The organism is Massilia agri, from assembly GCF_024753255.1.
GTDB lineage: Bacteria > Pseudomonadota > Gammaproteobacteria > Burkholderiales > Burkholderiaceae_D > Telluria > Telluria agri.
This window is the reverse complement of the sequence record NZ_JANUHA010000005.1, coordinates 227226-241765: the sequence shown is the minus strand read 5'-3', so window position 1 is coordinate 241765 and position 14540 is coordinate 227226. Positions and strand designations below refer to the sequence as shown.

General features: G+C 65.5%; 17 protein-coding genes. 4 read left to right on the top strand and 13 right to left on the bottom strand.

The window, feature by feature from the left end; all coding sequences use genetic code 11:
* Positions 1-2: 2 nt before the first annotated feature.
* Both NX780_RS09790 and NX780_RS09785 read left to right on the top strand, forming a co-directional pair.
* Complete coding sequence (locus NX780_RS09790; protein WP_258827676.1) at positions 3-1565, top strand: hybrid sensor histidine kinase/response regulator; 1563 nt, start codon at positions 3-5, stop codon at positions 1563-1565.
* Between the two features lie 11 nt (positions 1566-1576).
* Complete coding sequence (locus NX780_RS09785; RefSeq protein WP_258827675.1) at positions 1577-2014, top strand: HIT family protein; 438 nt, start codon at positions 1577-1579, stop codon at positions 2012-2014.
* A 25-nt stretch (positions 2015-2039) separates the two neighbouring features.
* On the opposite strand, the gene NX780_RS09780 is transcribed toward NX780_RS09785, so the two are convergent.
* The 6 genes from NX780_RS09780 to NX780_RS09755 all read right to left on the bottom strand — a co-directional run bounded on the left by NX780_RS09780 (position 2040) and on the right by NX780_RS09755 (position 7309).
* Entirely contained in the window at positions 2040-3110 is a 1071-nt protein-coding gene (locus NX780_RS09780) for an AI-2E family transporter (protein ID WP_258827674.1), read from the bottom strand.
* 97 nt (positions 3111-3207) lie between these two features.
* The gene (locus tag NX780_RS09775) at positions 3208-3798 is read right to left on the bottom strand and encodes an SCO family protein (RefSeq protein ID WP_258827673.1); all 591 of its coding nucleotides are present in this window, start codon (positions 3796-3798) and stop codon (positions 3208-3210) included.
* Between the two features lie 3 nt (positions 3799-3801).
* Positions 3802-4695 carry a heme o synthase gene (gene cyoE, locus NX780_RS09770; protein ID WP_258827672.1) on the bottom strand — a complete coding sequence of 298 codons (894 nt, stop codon included), beginning with the start codon at positions 4693-4695 and terminating at the stop codon, positions 3802-3804.
* Positions 4696-4763: 68 nt separating this feature from the next.
* Positions 4764-5909 (bottom strand): COX15/CtaA family protein, encoded by a 1146-nt coding sequence (locus NX780_RS09765; protein ID WP_258827671.1) that lies wholly within the window; start codon positions 5907-5909, stop codon positions 4764-4766.
* 46 nt (positions 5910-5955) lie between these two features.
* The gene (locus tag NX780_RS09760) at positions 5956-6573 is read right to left on the bottom strand and encodes an SCO family protein (protein ID WP_258827670.1); all 618 of its coding nucleotides are present in this window, start codon (positions 6571-6573) and stop codon (positions 5956-5958) included.
* Positions 6542-7309, bottom strand: coding sequence for an SURF1 family protein (locus NX780_RS09755; RefSeq protein WP_258827669.1), 768 nt, complete (start codon positions 7307-7309; stop codon positions 6542-6544). Before NX780_RS09755 ends, NX780_RS09760 begins: the two co-directional genes overlap by 32 nt.
* Positions 7310-7342: 33 nt before the next feature.
* On the opposite strand from NX780_RS09755, the gene NX780_RS09750 reads away from it, so the two are divergent.
* Complete coding sequence (locus NX780_RS09750; RefSeq protein ID WP_231059415.1) at positions 7343-7543, top strand: twin transmembrane helix small protein; 201 nt, start codon at positions 7343-7345, stop codon at positions 7541-7543.
* 162 nt (positions 7544-7705) lie between these two features.
* Here NX780_RS09750 and NX780_RS09745 read toward each other — a convergent pair whose 3' ends face one another.
* From NX780_RS09745 to NX780_RS09715, 7 genes are all read right to left on the bottom strand, one after another.
* Positions 7706-8563 carry a cytochrome c oxidase subunit 3 gene (locus NX780_RS09745; protein ID WP_258827668.1) on the bottom strand — a complete coding sequence of 286 codons (858 nt, stop codon included), beginning with the start codon at positions 8561-8563 and terminating at the stop codon, positions 7706-7708.
* A gap of 123 nt (positions 8564-8686) precedes the next feature.
* Positions 8687-8851 (bottom strand): DUF2970 domain-containing protein, encoded by a 165-nt coding sequence (locus NX780_RS09740; protein ID WP_258827775.1) that lies wholly within the window; start codon positions 8849-8851, stop codon positions 8687-8689.
* A gap of 45 nt (positions 8852-8896) precedes the next feature.
* On the bottom strand, positions 8897-9499 hold the full coding sequence (locus tag NX780_RS09735) for a cytochrome c oxidase assembly protein (RefSeq protein WP_258827667.1): 603 nt from the start codon (positions 9497-9499) through the stop codon (positions 8897-8899).
* 1 nt (position 9500) lies between these two features.
* Complete coding sequence (locus tag NX780_RS09730) at positions 9501-9611, bottom strand: cytochrome oxidase small assembly protein (RefSeq protein WP_258827666.1); 111 nt, start codon at positions 9609-9611, stop codon at positions 9501-9503.
* Positions 9612-9613: 2 nt separating this feature from the next.
* Positions 9614-11215 (bottom strand): cytochrome c oxidase subunit I, encoded by a 1602-nt coding sequence (gene ctaD, locus NX780_RS09725; protein WP_258827665.1) that lies wholly within the window; start codon positions 11213-11215, stop codon positions 9614-9616.
* Positions 11216-11243: 28 nt separating this feature from the next.
* Positions 11244-12434 (bottom strand): cytochrome c oxidase subunit II, encoded by a 1191-nt coding sequence (gene coxB / locus NX780_RS09720; RefSeq protein WP_258827664.1) that lies wholly within the window; start codon positions 12432-12434, stop codon positions 11244-11246.
* A 380-nt stretch (positions 12435-12814) separates the two neighbouring features.
* Positions 12815-13708 (bottom strand): methyltransferase domain-containing protein, encoded by an 894-nt coding sequence (locus tag NX780_RS09715; RefSeq protein ID WP_258827663.1) that lies wholly within the window; start codon positions 13706-13708, stop codon positions 12815-12817.
* A gap of 89 nt (positions 13709-13797) precedes the next feature.
* On the opposite strand from NX780_RS09715, the gene NX780_RS09710 reads away from it, so the two are divergent.
* Positions 13798-14538: a ComF family protein gene (locus NX780_RS09710; RefSeq protein ID WP_258827662.1), complete on the top strand. Its 741-nt coding sequence runs from the start codon at positions 13798-13800 to the stop codon at positions 14536-14538.
* Positions 14539-14540 lie beyond the last annotated feature (2 nt).

Here is a 14540-nt window from a genome sequence, read left to right as displayed (position 1 = left end):
CCATGGACGGCGCGTTCCCACCCGCCGATACCTTCTACGACGAGGCGCCGTGCGGCCTGCTGCTCAGCGACACCGACGGCCTGCTGCTGCGCGCCAACGCCACCGCCTGCCGCTGGCTCGGTTTCACGGGGCGCGAGCTGGCCGGCATCGTGCGCATCCAGGACCTCATGACGGTCGGCGCCCGCCTGTTCCACCACACCCACTGCCAGCCGCTGCTGCAGGTGCGCGGCTCGGTGGGCGAGCTGCAGATCGACCTGCGCCACCGCGACGGCAGCCGGCTGCCGATGCTGGTCAACATCGTGCGCCGCGAGCTTGCCGGCCAGGTGCGCGACGAATGGGCGCTGTTCATGGCTTCCGAACGCCAGTCCTACGAACGCGAGCTGCGCAATGCGCGCAAGGCGGCCGAGGAAGCGCTGGAAGCGAAACTCTGCGCCGAGCGCCGGCTGCAGGCCCTGAACGCCGAGCTGTTTGCGGCCGACCGGCGCAAGGACGAATTCCTCGCCACGCTCTCGCACGAGCTGCGCAATCCGCTGGCGCCGATGCGCAGCGCGCTCGAAGTGCTCAAGCTCAAGCGCGACGGCGCCGCGCCCGACGCACGCCTGCTGTCCGTATTCGACCGCCAGCTGCACCACCTGACCCACCTGGTCGACGACCTGATGGAAGTCTCGCGCATCACCCAGGACAAGATGGAGCTGCGGCGCGAACCGGTCGACCTGACGGCCCTGGTGCGCGCCGCCGTGTGCGATACGGCCGGCCTGATGGAGCATGCGCGCCACCGGCTGGACGTCGACCTGCCCGCGCACCCGGTGACGGTCGACGCCGACCCGACCCGGATCAACCAGGTGGTGGTCAACCTGCTCACGAATGCGGCCAAGTACACGCCGGACGGCGGGCGCATCGCGCTGGTCCTGGGCGTGGAAGACGGCGCGGCGGTGCTGGCCGTGCGCGACAACGGCATCGGCCTGCCCGCGCATGCGCTGGGGACGGTGTTCGACATGTTCTCGCAGCTGGAGCCCGCGCTGGAACGTTCGCGCGGCGGGCTTGGGATCGGGCTGTCGCTGGTGAAGGGCATCGTCGAACTGCATGGCGGGACCATCGGGGCCGCCAGCGAGGGAGAAAACAAGGGGAGCTGCTTCACGGTGCGCCTGCCGCTGGCGCACGCAGTGCAGCTTGCTGCGAAGGCTGAGAGTACGGCACCGGCGCCGGCCCGCATCCTGGTAGTCGACGACAATGCCGACGCGGCAGAGATGCTCCTGATGGCCCTCGAGCTGTTCGGCTGCGAAGTGCGCGCCGCCCACAGCGCCCATGCGGCCCTTGCCGTCGCCCGGGAATTCGCGCCGGAAGTCGCCCTGCTCGACATCGGCCTGCCGGACCTGAACGGCTACGAACTGGCGCGGCGCCTGCGGGCCACGGAACATGGCCGCAGCATGCGCCTGATCGCGGCCACCGGCTGGGGGCAGGAGAAGGACCGGCAGCTGGCCTTCGATGCCGGCTTCGACCATCATCTCACCAAACCGATCGACTTCGAGCGGCTGCGCAGCGCGCTCGGACCACCAGGACAGTAAAGCGAACAGCCATGGACTACGATTCCCGGAACCCCTTCGCCCGCATCCTGCGCGGCGAACTGCCCAGCGTGAAGGTCTACGAGGACGAACACACGCTCGCGATCATGGACATCATGCCGCAGGCCGAAGGCCATGTGCTGGTGCTGCCGAAAGAGCCGGCCGTGGAGCTGTTCACGCTGTCGGACGACGGCGCCGCCGCCTGCATCCGCACCACGAAGAAGGTGGCGGCGGCGGTCAAGACGGCGATGGCCGCGCCCGGCGTCATGGTCGCGCAGTTCAATGGCGCCGCGGCGGGCCAGACCGTGCCGCACGTGCACTTCCATATCGTTCCCCGGCACCAGGCGGCGGCGCTCAGGCCGCATGCGGCGGAGCCGGCCGACAGCGCGAAGCTGCGCGAGTACGCCGACCGCATCATCGCGGCGCTGGCCGATCCCCAGAGCTCTCAATGAGCGCCTGATACGGCAACGCCGCGGCTTACCGGGCGCTCTGGTCCTGCCGGATCACCCGGTCCGGCGTCCCGGTCCACTCCGTCATCAGCGAATACCCCACCGCCAGCAGGGTCGGCCCGATGAACATGCCGACGAAGCCGAAGGCGATCACCCCGCCCAGCACGCCAAGCAAAGTGAGCAGGAAAGGCAGGCTGCTGCCGCGGCTGATCAGCATCGGGCGCACGATGTTGTCGACGCCGCTGATCAATACCGTGCCCCAGATCACCATGAAGATCGCCCAGCCGGTCTCGTGCTGCAGGAAGAGCCAGAAGGCCGCGCCGCCCCAGATGATGGGCGGGCCGACCGGGATCAGGGACGAGATGAAGATCATCACCGACAACAGCGGTACCGCCGGCACGCCCGCGATGGTGAAGCCGATCGCCGCCACCAGGGCCTGCGCCAGCGCGGTGCCGAGCAGGCCGTACATCACGCCGCGCACGGTCTGGCTGACGGTGGTCGACACGGACTCGGCGCCCTCGCCCATCACGCGGCGCATGGTCACCGTGACGACATCCAGCAGGGTCTTGCCGTCGCGGTAGAAGAAGAAACTGACGAAGGCGGCCAGGCTGAGCTGGACCACGCCGGTGCCGAGCATCAGGCCACCGGCGACCAGGTAGCGGCGCGCCGGCTCGAGCATGCGCTGGGCGAGGGCCAGCATCTGCTCGCGGCTCGCGACCAGTTCGCGCAGGTAGGTATCGATCGATTCGCCGATCAGCGGGATCTCGCGCACCCAGGCTGGGGGCATCAGCTCGCGGTGCTCGATGGCCTGGCGCAGCTCGCTGAAGCCGCGGGCGACGTCGTCGACCAGGTTGTAGGCGACCATCGACAGCGGAATGATGATGAGCAGGGTGAGCGACAGCGTCATGGTCAGCGCCGCCAGGGTGCGGTGGCCGCGCATGGCGTCCTGCAAGCGCAGGTAGAGCGGCCAGGAAGAGATCACGACGCAGGCCGCGAACAGGATCGCGGCCAGGAAAGGCTTGAGGACGTAGAGGCAACCCAGTGTCAGCAGGACGACAATGGCGATGCGGGTGTAGTTCCTGCCTTGGCGTTGTTCCATGCCTTCCCTGTCGAGTGGTGTTTACACCATCATAACAGGAGCGATATTAACGCTAGCTTATGAAGGCAGGCTCAGGACGAGCTCGCCTTCTGGTGGCTTACAGCAGCTGGCGCAGGTCGGCCGCGAGCGGCCCCGGGCCATTGCCGTGGCGGACGAACAGGCGCAGCTTGCCCTCGCGGTCGAAGACGTAGCTGCCGGCGGTGTGGTCCACCGTGTAGTTCTTCGGGTCGTCGCCGGACGGTACCTTGGCGTAGAACACCTTGAATTCCTTGGCGGTGCGCGCGGTGGCTTCCTTGTCGCCGTACAGGCCGATGAAGGATGGGTGGAAGGCCGGCACGTAGGCGGCGAGCAGTTCCTGGGTATCGCGTTCCGGGTCGAGCGTGACGAACAGCACCTGCACGTCCTTGCTGGCCGGGCCGAGGTCCTTCATCACGGCGGCCATTTCGGCCATCGTGGTCGGGCACACGTCCGGGCATTGGGTATAGCCGAAGAACAGCACCACCAGCTTGCCCTTGAAGTCCTGCAGGGTGCGCGGCTTTCCCGTGTGGTCCGTCAGCGAGAAGCCCTTGGCGTAGTCCAGGCCGGTCACGTCGGTGTTATTGAAGGCCAGCGGCTTGTTCGCCAGCTTGTCGCAGCCGGCGGCCAGCACCGCCAGCGACATCACCAGCACGGTGAGAAGTTTTTTCATGGCTCAGAACTTGAAGTAGTGGTCCACCAACAAAGCGGCGAACAGCAGCGACAGATAGACGATCGAGTAGGTAAAGGCATTGCGCGCCGCCATGTCGCTGTAGTGGCGGTGCACGCGCCATGAGTGGCGCAGGTAGGGAATGATCAGCGCCACGGCGGCAGCCAGGTAGATCAGGCCGCTCATCCCGGTGGCGAAAGGCAGCAGGGTCGTCGCAGCCAGCGCGATGGTGTAGAGCCAGACCTGCAGGCCGGTGTATTCCATGCCGTGCGTGATCGGCAGCATCGGCAGGCCGGAACGGGCGTAGTCCTCGCGGCGGTACATGGCCAGCACCCAGAAGTGCGGCGGGGTCCACACGAAGATGATGAGCACCAGCAGCCAGGCTTCCATCGGCACCTCGTTGGCCACGGCGGCCCAGCCCAGGGCCGGCGGCATGGCGCCCGAGAGGCCGCCGATGACGATGTTCTGCGGCGTGGCCGGCTTGAGCAGCATGGTGTAGATGAAGGCGTATCCGACGAAGGTGACGAAGGTCAGCCACATGGTGAGCGGATTGACGAAGGCGTACAGGATGTACATGCCCAGGCCGCCGATGATCGCCGAAAAGGTGATCGTCTGGGCCGGGGTGAGCTCGCCCATCGCGGTGGCGCGGCGGGCGGTGCGCGCCATGCGCGCGTCGATCTCCGCTTCCACCAGGCAGTTCACCGCAAAGGCGGCCGCCGCCAGCAGCCAGATGCCGGCCGTGCCGGCCACCAGTACCTGCCAACCCGGGAACCCGTCGGTAGCGAGGAACATCCCGATGACCGCGCAGAACACGGCCAGCTGCGTGACCCGCGGTTTGGTCAGGGCCCAGTACTGGGCAACGCGGCTCGGAGGTTTGTGGAGGGCAGTCTGGGTCGTCATCGATGGGGTGCTGGCTGGCTCGAAGCGCGGCGACGCCGCGCTCTGTGTTGCCCAACTCGTCGCGCGCCTCATAGTACAGCGGACGCTGCGGGCGCCGCGGCCGACTTCGCGCGGTTCACCTCGAGTTGGTATTTCACCCGGTAGTTTAACATGGTCGCCAGCAGGACCAGCAGGGCCGCCCCTGCGTTATGCATTACGGCAATGGCTAACGGGAAGTCGAGATAGACCGTGGCAATGCCCGTCAGCAATTGCACGAACAGGACCAGCGCCAGCAATCTTGCATGCCTGGCCAGATAGGGCTGGCGCCAGGCGCGCCATACCAGCAGGCCAAGCACGGCGACGACGACGATGGCGAAGTTGCGGTGCACCCAGTGGATGGCCACCAGGGCCGAGAACGGCAGGTAGTGGCCCGCCGCGGTCTTGCCCAGCTCGCGCCACAGATGGAAGCCGTGCTCGAAGTCCATCGGCGGCACCACCTGGCCGTCGCACAGGGGGAACTCGTCGCAGGCCAGGGTGGCGTAGTTGGTGCTCACCCATCCGCCCAGCGCGATCTGGGCCGTGATGACCACGGCGGCCAGGATGGCGAGCACTCGGATGCGGCGCAGCGCTGCGTTGTCGCCCGCGGGCGCCGGCGGCTGCATCAGGTAGTCCTCGCGCCCGCCGAGCCAGGTCAGCAGGGCCAGCAGGCCCATGCCCAGCAGCAGGTGGATGGTGACGATCACCGGCTGCAGCTTGAGGGTCACGGTCCAGGCGCCGAAAGCGCCCTGGATGCACACGAAGACGAAGAGCGCGAGCGGGATGCCCGGCTTGAAGGCCTGCACCCTGGTCTTGCGCCACTGGACGATGGAGGTGAACAGCAGCGCCATGATGATGACGCCGATGCCCATGGCCAGGTAGCGGTGGATCATTTCGATCCAGGCCTTGACCACGGTGACCGGGCCGGTCGGCATCGCCGCTTCGGCCGCCGCGATCTGCTCGTGCGCCAGGAAGGGGTTGGCCATGCCGTAGCAGCCCGGCCAGTCGGGGCAACCCAGGCCGGAATCGGTCAGGCGGGTGAAGCCGCCGAAGACGATCAGGTCGAAGGTCAGGAAGACCGCGACCCAGACCAGCTTGCGGAATTTGTTGACATCCGCGGACATCCAGACCATGGACAGCGGCAGGATGGCCACAAGGATGCCCATCAGGGCCAGTTGCAACAGGGAGGAAGCTTGCATGGTTTATCCGGGGTGAAGCGATGAGGCAGTGTGCCGCGACCTGTGGTCAGCCGACCGCCGAGGCCTTGAGCAGCTTGGCGATGTCCTTGTAGACCTTGCGCGGATCGGGGTCGGCCGGGAAACGCATCATCAGGTTGCCCAGCGGGTCGATCAGGTAGATGTGGTCGGACGGCTGGCTGCCCTGCTCCGCGGGCAGCCACTTCGTCACGGTGTCCTGCGGGGCGCGCAGCATGTGCATGCCGTCGTACTGGCGGATCGTCATGGTATCGAGCGGCTTGTCGTCCGTGACGAGCCAGACCCGCTCCACCCGGTCCATGTTCTTGCCCTGCATCAGGCGCCACTGGCGCATGGCGAAAAGCTGCTTCTGGCAGGCTTCCAGGCACTCGCCGCCGCCGACCTTCAGCATGACCCACTTGCCGGCATACTGCTCCAGCTTTTCCGGACGGCCGTCGAGCGTCGTGCTGGCCATGGCCGGGATCGGGCGCTCGCGCGGGTCGATCAGGGTGCCGTAGTTGGTGCGGCCGGTAGGCTTGATGACGTAGTACGTCAGGTAGGAAAGGATCATCGGCGCCGCACATACCAGCAGCACCGCGAACAGCTTCCAGCGGCCGCGCTTGCGGGCCTGGTTGGCGTCAGCGGCTGCCGGCTTCGCTGCGTCCTGCATCGTGTTTTCTCGCATCACCTTGTTTTGCTCCACTACGGAATCCGGTTACCACAAAAAAGAGGACAGCCATCGCCGCCAGCGCATACCACTGGAAAGCGTAGCCGCGGTGCTTGTCGATGCCGCTCGACGGCGCCGGCCAGGCGCGCAACAGGGTGTCGCCCGCCTGCGCCAAGCCGGTCTGCTGCACGAAAAAGGGCTGCAGCTTCAGGCCGGTGGCTCTGGCCGCCGCCTGTGGATCGATGTTCTGGACGATGGCGCGCGGCGCCAGCGCCGCCGCTTTGCCCATTTCCATCACGTGACCTGCCGTGCCGGACACGATGCCCTCGATCCTGACCGTGCCCGATGGGGTCGTGAACGCCGGCAGTTTCCCGTATTCCGCCTCGCGCGGCAGCCAGCCGCGCATCACCAGCACATGTGTGTCCGAGCCCGCTATTTTAAACGGCATCACGAGGTAGTAGCCGGAGCGGCCCGCCATCGGCCGGTTGGCGAGGAAAAGCGGCCAGCCTTCGATGAACTCGCCGGTCACGGTGACGCGGCGGTACTCGAGCTTGGCTGAGGGGGTGATGGTGGGACCGAGCGCGACGGGCGGCGCGAGAGCGAAGGCGGTGAGCTTGTCCTGCACCGCCAGTTTCTGGGCTGCCCTGCCCTGTTGCCAGTTACCTAGCGCAATACCCAGCAGGGCAAGGAGCAGTGCGGCAATGAAGGGAATAAGACGAAATTGGAAACGGAAGCGCATTACAATGAAGCCTCAACCTTTCCCGGGCCAACCATGAAACTGCTTGTTGCCATTGCCTTCATCCTGATTCTCGCCAGCCTCGGCTCGGCCCTGTTCTTCCTGATGCGCGACAAGGGGCAGAGCAACCGCACCGTGCATGCGCTGGCGATGCGGGTGGGGCTGTCGATCACCCTCTTCCTTTGCCTGCTGGGCGCCTACAAGATGGGGTGGATTGCGCCGACCGGGATTCGCTGACATTGCAGCACCTGTTAACGTAGTAGGGTGGGCGGTCCCCCGCCCACGCGTTCAACGTACGTCCGAGCGCCACTTCACATCAGCATACCCGCCGGTTGAACGCGCGGACGGCGAAGCCGCCTTTCGTGGCCCGGTCCACCCTACGAGCTACCTCAATATTACTTACAGCCAGTACACGACAACGTACAGGCCCAGCCACACCACGTCGACGAAGTGCCAGTACCAGGCGGCGCCTTCGAAGCCGAAATGGTTCTCCGCCGTGAAATGGCCCTTCATCACACGGTACAGGATCACCGCCAGCATGATCGCGCCCATGGTCACATGGAAGCCGTGGAAGCCGGTCAGCATGAAGAAGGTTGAGCCGTAGATGCCCGAGGTCAGCTTCAGGTTCAGGTCCTGGTAAGCGTGCATGTATTCATAGACCTGGAAGCCCATGAAGATCGCGCCCAGCAGGATGGTGGCGAACAGCCAGAAAGCGGTCTTCGAGCGGTGGCCGGCGCGCAGCGCGTGGTGCGAGATGGTCAGGGTCACGCCCGACAGCAGCAGCAGCGCGGTGTTGATGGTCGGGATCGGGAAGGGCCCCATGGTCTGGAACTGGTCGACCACGCCGGCCGGGCCGGTATTGCCCCAGGTCGGCGCGAAGTCCGGCCACAGGATCTTGTGGTCGAGGTCCGACAGCCAGGGCATGGTCACGGCGCGGGCGTAGAACAGGGCGCCAAAGAAGGCGCCGAAGAACATCACCTCCGAGAAAATGAACCAGCTCATGGACCAGCGGTAGGACAGGTCGATGTTGCGGCCGTACATGCCCGATTCCGATTCGCCGATGGCGTCGCCGAACCAGAAATAGAGCACGACCAGCATCGCGACGATGCCGACCAGGCACACGGCAGGGCCCCAGGACACGCTGTTGACCCATGCGGACGCGCCGATCATGGTGACCAGCATCGAAATGCCGGCGGACATCGGCCAGCGCGAGGGGCCTGGCACGAAATAATGGGGCACGGTGTGTGGCGAACTCATCTTCATCTCCTCAACTCTTCTGAATTGTCTAGCACTCTGAATCGCGAAACCTGCTTCCCCGGCCTTGCCGGGGATGTCGTTTTTATTCTGCGGTCACGTCCTGTGACGTTCCCTGAAACTGTTTTACTGCGACACCGCGAACCTGACCGCCAGCATGATCAGGCCGATGAAGATCGCCACTCCGATCAGGCCGGCGATGATCACATGCACCGGATTCAAGTTGGCGGCGTCCTTCTCGTAGTCGCTGCGCTTGCGCACACCGAAGAAGGACCAGAACACCGCCTTCATCGATGCCAGGAAGCTGCCCTTGCGGTGGTGTGGCTTGTCCTCCAATTACTTCACCTTGCCTGAACCGCTCGAGGCGGTCTGCACCGCGCCGCCGATCTCGAAGAAGGTGTACGACAGCGTGATGTTCTTCACTTCGCGCGGCAGCTTGGGGTCGATGAAGAAGACCACCGGCATCTGGCGCGCTTCGTTGGCCTGCAGGGTCTGCTCGCGGAAGCAGAAGCATTCGACCTTCTTGAAGTGCGGCGTGACGACCTGCGGCGCGTAGCTCGGAATCGCCTGCGCCTTGACCGCCCTCCCTTGCGTGTTGACCACCTCGTAGGTGACGGTGGCCAGCTCGCCCGGATGCACCTCGATGCTGCGCTGGACCGGGCGGAAACGCCACGGCCCCTGCGAATTGCCATCGAGCTCGACGACGATCTTGCGGCTCTTGTCGACCTGGGTGTTCACCGGCGCTTCGACGAACTCGTCCTGCTGGGTCAGCACGTTGATGCCGAGCACCTCGCAGATCTGGCGGTACATCGGCACCAGTGCGTAGCCGAAGCCGAACATCATCACCGCCACCACCACCAGCTTGCCAAGGGTGGAGCGGTTCAGACGCCGAATTCGGCTGTTAACCCGGCTGCTGACCGGGCTGTTCGGCGTCGTCATGTCAGCTCAGCAGGGTGAACTTGACGAACACGCTGGCGAAGAAGAACAGCGCGATCCCGCCCAGCACCAGGGCGGTCTTCAGGTTGCTCTTTTTACGCAGGTCCTGGCTCATGATCATTTCACCAGCGGCGGGGTTTCGAAGGTGTGGAAGGGCGCCGGGCTCGGCACGGTCCACTCGAGGCCTTCCGCGCCTTCCCATGGCTTGGCTTCCGCTTTCTTGCCGCCGCGGATATTAGGCAGCACCACCGCGAACAGGAAGTAGGCCTGCGACAGGCCGAAGCCGAAGGCGCCGACCGAGACGATCATATTGAAGTCGGTGAACTGGGTCGCGTAGTCCGCGTAGCGGCGCGGCATGCCGGCCAGGCCCAGGAAGTGCATCGGGAAGAAGGTGATGTTGAACGTGATCAGCGAGAGCCAGAAGTGGATCTTGCCGCGGGTCTCGTTGTACATGTAGCCGGTCCATTTCGGCGCCCAGTAGTAGTAGCCCGCGAACAGCGCGAACAGCGAGCCCGCCACCAGCACGTAGTGGAAGTGCGCCACCACGTAATAGGTGTCGTGCACCTGGATGTCGATCGGGGTCACGGCCAGGATCAGGCCGGTGAAGCCGCCCATCGTGAACACGAAGATGAAGCCGACCGCGAACAGCATCGGGGTCTCGAACGTCATCGAGCCCTTCCACATGGTGGCGACCCAGTTGAACACCTTCACGCCGGTCGGCACGGAGATGAGCATGGTGGCGTACATGAAGAAGAGCTGCGAGGTCACCGGCATGCCGGTCGTGAACATGTGGTGGGCCCAGACGATGAAGGACAGGATCGCGATCGAGGCGGTCGCGTAGACCATCGAGGCGTAGCCGAACAAGGGTTTACGTGCGAAGGCCGGGATGATCTGCGAGACGATGCCGAAGGCCGGCAGGATCATGATGTAGACCTCGGGGTGGCCGAAGAACCAGAAGATGTGCTGGTACATCACCGGGTCGCCGCCGCCTGCCGCGTTGAAGAAGGAGGTGCCGAAGTGGCGGTCGGTCAGGGTCATGGTGATCGCGCCCGCCAGCACCGGCATCACGGCGATCAGCAGGAAGGCGGTGATCAGCCAGGTCCAGCAGAACATCGGCATCTTCATCAGGGTCATGCCCGGCGCGCGCATGTTCAGGATGGTGACGATGATGTTAATGGAACCCATGATCGACGAGGCGCCCATGATGTGCATGGCGAAGATCGCCATGTCCATGCCCGGGCCCATCTGGGTCGACAGCGGCGCATACAGCGTCCAGCCGGCGGCGGTGGCGCCGCCCGGCGAGAAGAAGGAAGCGGCCAGCAGGATCGCCGCCGGCGGCAGCAGCCAGAACGAGAAGTTGTTCATGCGGGCGAAGGCCATGTCCGAGGCGCCCACCTGCAGCGGCAGCATCCAGTTGGCGAAGCCCACGAAGGCCGGCATGATCGCGCCGAACACCATCACCAGGCCGTGCATGGTGGTCAGCTGGTTGAAGAATTCGGGGCGGAAGAACTGCAGGCCCGGCTCGAACAGCTCGGTGCGGATCATCAGCGCCAGCACGCCGCCCGAGAGCAGCATGATGAAGGAGAACCACAGGTACAGGGTGCCGATGTCCTTGTGGTTGGTGGCGAACAGCCAGCGGCGGTAGCCGTGCGGATGGTCGTGCGCGTGGTCATGGTCGTGGCCGTGCGCGTGATCGTGATCGATGGTGCTGGTAGTCATGTCGATTTCCCTGAAGCTAAATAGCTAATCACTTGCTGCGTGCGGCCAGCACTTCGGCCGGTTGCACGATGTTTTCCGCGGCCTTGTTCGACCAGGAGTTGCGGGTATAGGTGATCACCGCGGCGATCTCGGTGTCCGAGAGCTGCTTCCAGGCCGGCATCGCCGACGGGTAGGCCGGAGTGTCCTGGCCGTTGAGCAGGATGTCGACCTGGTGCGCCTTGGCGCCCAGCACGTTCGGCGAGCCGTCCAGCGGCGCGAAGGCGTTCGGCACGCCCTTGCCGTTGGCCTGGTGGCAGGCCACGCAGTTGGCGTTGTAGACCTGCTCGCCGCGGGTCTTCAGTTCATCGATGGTCCAGACCTTGTTCGGATCGTCGGCCAGGGCCGCCATTTTCTTCTTCTCGCCGGCCACCCAGGCAGTGTAGTCCTCGGCCGAGACGACGCGCACGACGATCGGCATGAAGGCGTGGTCCTTGCCGCACAGTTCGACGCAGTTGCCGCGATAGACGCCGATCTTGTCGGCCTTGAACCAGCCGTCGCGTACGAAGCCCGGGATGGCGTCCTGCTTGATGGCGAAGGCCGGGATCGTCCAGGCGTGGATCACGTCGTTGGCGGTGAAGACCATGCGGATCTTCTTGCCGACCGGGACGACCATCTCGTTGTCCACTTCCAGCAGGTAGTTTTCACCCTTCTTCTCGGTGGCGGCTTCGCCCGGCAGGCCGATCTGGCTGCGCGGGGTCGACAGGTTCGACAGGAAGGAAATGCCCTCGCCTTCGCCGTTCAGGTAGTCATAGCCCCATTTCCACTGCATGCCGGTGGCCTTGATGGTGATGTCGGCGTTCGAGGTGTCCTTCAGCGCGACGACGGTCTTGGTGGCAGGCAGGGCCATGCCGATGACGATCAGGAAGGGAACGATGGTCCAGGCGATTTCGACGGCGGTCGATTCGTGGAAGGTGGCGGGCTTGTGGCCGAGCGACTTGCGGTGCTTGAACACCGAGTAGAACATGACACCGAACACGCCGACGAAGATGACCAGGCAGACGATCATCATCCAGTTGTGCAGGTCGTAGATATCGTGGCCGACGGCGCTCACGGGGGTCTGCATGTTCAGCTGGTGTTCCTGCGGCCGGCCCGTGATTTGCGGATCGGCAGCCCATGCTGGGATGCCGGCCGTTGCTGCGAGGCCAAACAACCAGGCCCCAAGTCGCGATGCGTATGTCATGTTGTCCCCAACCACCCAAAATAAAAATATTTTTAACGGTCGGCAGCTCCATGAACGAACTGCCGCCGCTCCGAAACGTATTTCGCAGAAAGGCACGTACCAATACCGCGAAATTGCGCTGCGGAACGGTGGGTCTACCTCCACGCCGGTGGCTGCTAACGTCTGCTACCCGTCACCGGCGGCTCTGCTAATGCTGCAATTCAATTCTATTTTTTGCCAGGAAGTGCTCGCTTTTTCAGCGATTTTTCTTACTTGGCGACAAAAATAGCGATTGATTATATCCAAATCAGTAATTTTTATTCAAGGAAAATCCGTCCACCGAGGGGCAACAGGACGCTTGACCTACAGCGGTGCCGTGGGTGCAGCGCAATATAAATAGTTCAGCCAGGCTTGCGCGGCTGGAAACGCACGATGGCCTCGCCGGCCGCCGTGACGCGCGGCGCCGGGCGGAAGGCGTGTCCGTAGATGACCTCGAAGCTCAAGCCGAGCTTGCCGTCCGGACGGCGCCCCCCTTCCAGCGCATCGAGCATGCGCTGCCAAGCCGCACGCCCGATCAGGCCGCGGCGGCGCGTGGCCAGGGGATTGCCGCCGATCGCGCGCACGTCCGCCAGCAGGCTTTCCGCCGTATCGTAGGTGACCGTGATGCGCTCCATGTCCATCACCGGCGTGGAGAAGCCCGCTTCCACCAGCTGGTCGCCGAAGTCGTGCATGTCGACGAAAGGCAGTGTATGCGGGGTCTCGTCCATGGCGGCAAAGGCGGTGCGCAGCTCGATGAAGGTGTCCGGGCCGAAGTTCGAGAACATCAGGAGGCCATCCACGCGCAGCACGCGGCGCCACTCGGCGAACACGCGGTCGGGCTGGGGATGCCAGTGCAGCGCGAGGTTCGACCACAGCAGGTCGAGCGAGTTCGCCCCGAAGGGCAGCTGGCCGAAGTCTCCGCACAGGATGTCGACCCCGGCCTTGGCCGGCAGCAAACGGCTGAGCATCTGGTTCAGCGAACGGGTGCTCGGGGCCGGCGCCTTCGCCGCGGCCGCCATCGCGGGCGCCGCGTCGATGCCCAGGATCTGGGCGGCCGGATAGGTCTTCTGCAGCAGGGCCAGGTCGGCGCCCGTGCCGCAGCCGGCGTCGAGCACCTGCTTCGGTGCGATTTTCACCAGCTGCAGGCGCTCGTGCATGCGGCCCGCGATCTCGCGGCGCAGGAAGTCGGACGGCGCGATGCGGCCGGGCTGGGCGAACAGGGTGCGCACGCGATCGAGGTCGATCGGCGCGCTCATCTTGGATGGGGGTTGCGGTGAAGCCATGGTGGTGAAGCGGACAAATGAGATAATGCCGGGAGTGTACATGGTTGCGCTGGATTGAGCCGATGCCCGTGGTTTCCCCTTCGTCCCGCCTGGCCGCCCTGCCCCGGATGCTGTTGCAGGCACTGCTGCCGTCCAGCTGCGCGCTGTGCGGCGCCGTGCAGGACGGGGCGGTGTGCGGCGCCTGCTCGCTGGCCTATGCCGCGAACCACCGCCCGCGCTGTCCCTGCTGCGCCAATCCCGTCGGCGCCATCGACACCAAGCGCCGCTGCGGCGCCTGCCTGGCCGATCCGCCGGCTTTCGACGCCACGGTGGCGGCCTGCGACTATGCGGCGCCGCTGGACGGCCTGGTGCTGGGGCTGAAATTCGGCGCCCGGCTGGCGCTGGCGCCCTGGATGGCGGCGCGGCTGAACGAGGCGGCCTTGCACACCGGCGCTGCCCTGCCCGACCTGCTGTGCCCGGTGCCGCTGGGGCCACGCCGGCTGGTCGAGCGCGGCTACAACCAGGCGCTCGAGGTCGCCCGGCCCCTGGCGAAGGCGCTCGGCATCCCGCTGGCGCCGCGCCTGCTCGAGCGCGTGCTCGAGACGGCGGCCCAGTCCGGCGTGGCGCCGGGCGAACGGCGCCGCAACGTGCGCGGCGCCTTTGCCCTCGCGGACGGGCAGGCCCAGCTGGCGGGACGGCACGTCGGCGTGGTCGACGACGTCATGACCAGCGGCCACACCCTCGATGAACTGGCCGGCGTGCTCAAACGCGCCGGCGCGGCGCGTGTGACGAACTTCGTGTTTGCCCGCACCCCGCCCCACTGATA

Excerpts from the sequence above, each read along its gene's own strand:
- NX780_RS09780 (WP_258827674.1), bottom strand. The coding sequence starts at position 3,110 with ATGGAACAACGCCAAGGCAGGAACTACACCCGCATCGCCATTGTCGTC.
- NX780_RS09735 (WP_258827667.1), bottom strand. The coding sequence starts at position 9,499 with ATGACGACGCCGAACAGCCCGGTCAGCAGCCGGGTTAACAGCCGAATT.
- NX780_RS09750 (WP_231059415.1), top strand. The coding sequence starts at position 7,343 with ATGAAACTGCTTGTTGCCATTGCCTTCATCCTGATTCTCGCCAGCCTC.
- NX780_RS09715 (WP_258827663.1), bottom strand. The coding sequence starts at position 13,708 with ATGAGCGCGCCGATCGACCTCGATCGCGTGCGCACCCTGTTCGCCCAG.
- NX780_RS09710 (WP_258827662.1), top strand. The coding sequence starts at position 13,798 with ATGCCCGTGGTTTCCCCTTCGTCCCGCCTGGCCGCCCTGCCCCGGATG.
- NX780_RS09785 (WP_258827675.1), top strand. The coding sequence starts at position 1,577 with ATGGACTACGATTCCCGGAACCCCTTCGCCCGCATCCTGCGCGGCGAA.
- NX780_RS09745 (WP_258827668.1), bottom strand. The coding sequence starts at position 8,563 with ATGAGTTCGCCACACACCGTGCCCCATTATTTCGTGCCAGGCCCCTCG.
- NX780_RS09775 (WP_258827673.1), bottom strand. The coding sequence starts at position 3,798 with ATGAAAAAACTTCTCACCGTGCTGGTGATGTCGCTGGCGGTGCTGGCC.
- coxB (WP_258827664.1), bottom strand. The coding sequence starts at position 12,434 with ATGACATACGCATCGCGACTTGGGGCCTGGTTGTTTGGCCTCGCAGCA.
- NX780_RS09755 (WP_258827669.1), bottom strand. The coding sequence starts at position 7,309 with ATGCGCTTCCGTTTCCAATTTCGTCTTATTCCCTTCATTGCCGCACTG.
- ctaD (WP_258827665.1), bottom strand. The coding sequence starts at position 11,215 with ATGACTACCAGCACCATCGATCACGATCACGCGCACGGCCACGACCAT.
- NX780_RS09740 (WP_258827775.1), bottom strand. The coding sequence starts at position 8,851 with ATGAAGGCGGTGTTCTGGTCCTTCTTCGGTGTGCGCAAGCGCAGCGAC.
- NX780_RS09765 (WP_258827671.1), bottom strand. The coding sequence starts at position 5,909 with ATGCAAGCTTCCTCCCTGTTGCAACTGGCCCTGATGGGCATCCTTGTG.
- NX780_RS09760 (WP_258827670.1), bottom strand. The coding sequence starts at position 6,573 with ATGCAGGACGCAGCGAAGCCGGCAGCCGCTGACGCCAACCAGGCCCGC.
- NX780_RS09730 (WP_258827666.1), bottom strand. The coding sequence starts at position 9,611 with ATGAGCCAGGACCTGCGTAAAAAGAGCAACCTGAAGACCGCCCTGGTG.
- cyoE (WP_258827672.1), bottom strand. The coding sequence starts at position 4,695 with ATGACGACCCAGACTGCCCTCCACAAACCTCCGAGCCGCGTTGCCCAG.
- NX780_RS09790 (WP_258827676.1), top strand. The coding sequence starts at position 3 with ATGGACGGCGCGTTCCCACCCGCCGATACCTTCTACGACGAGGCGCCG.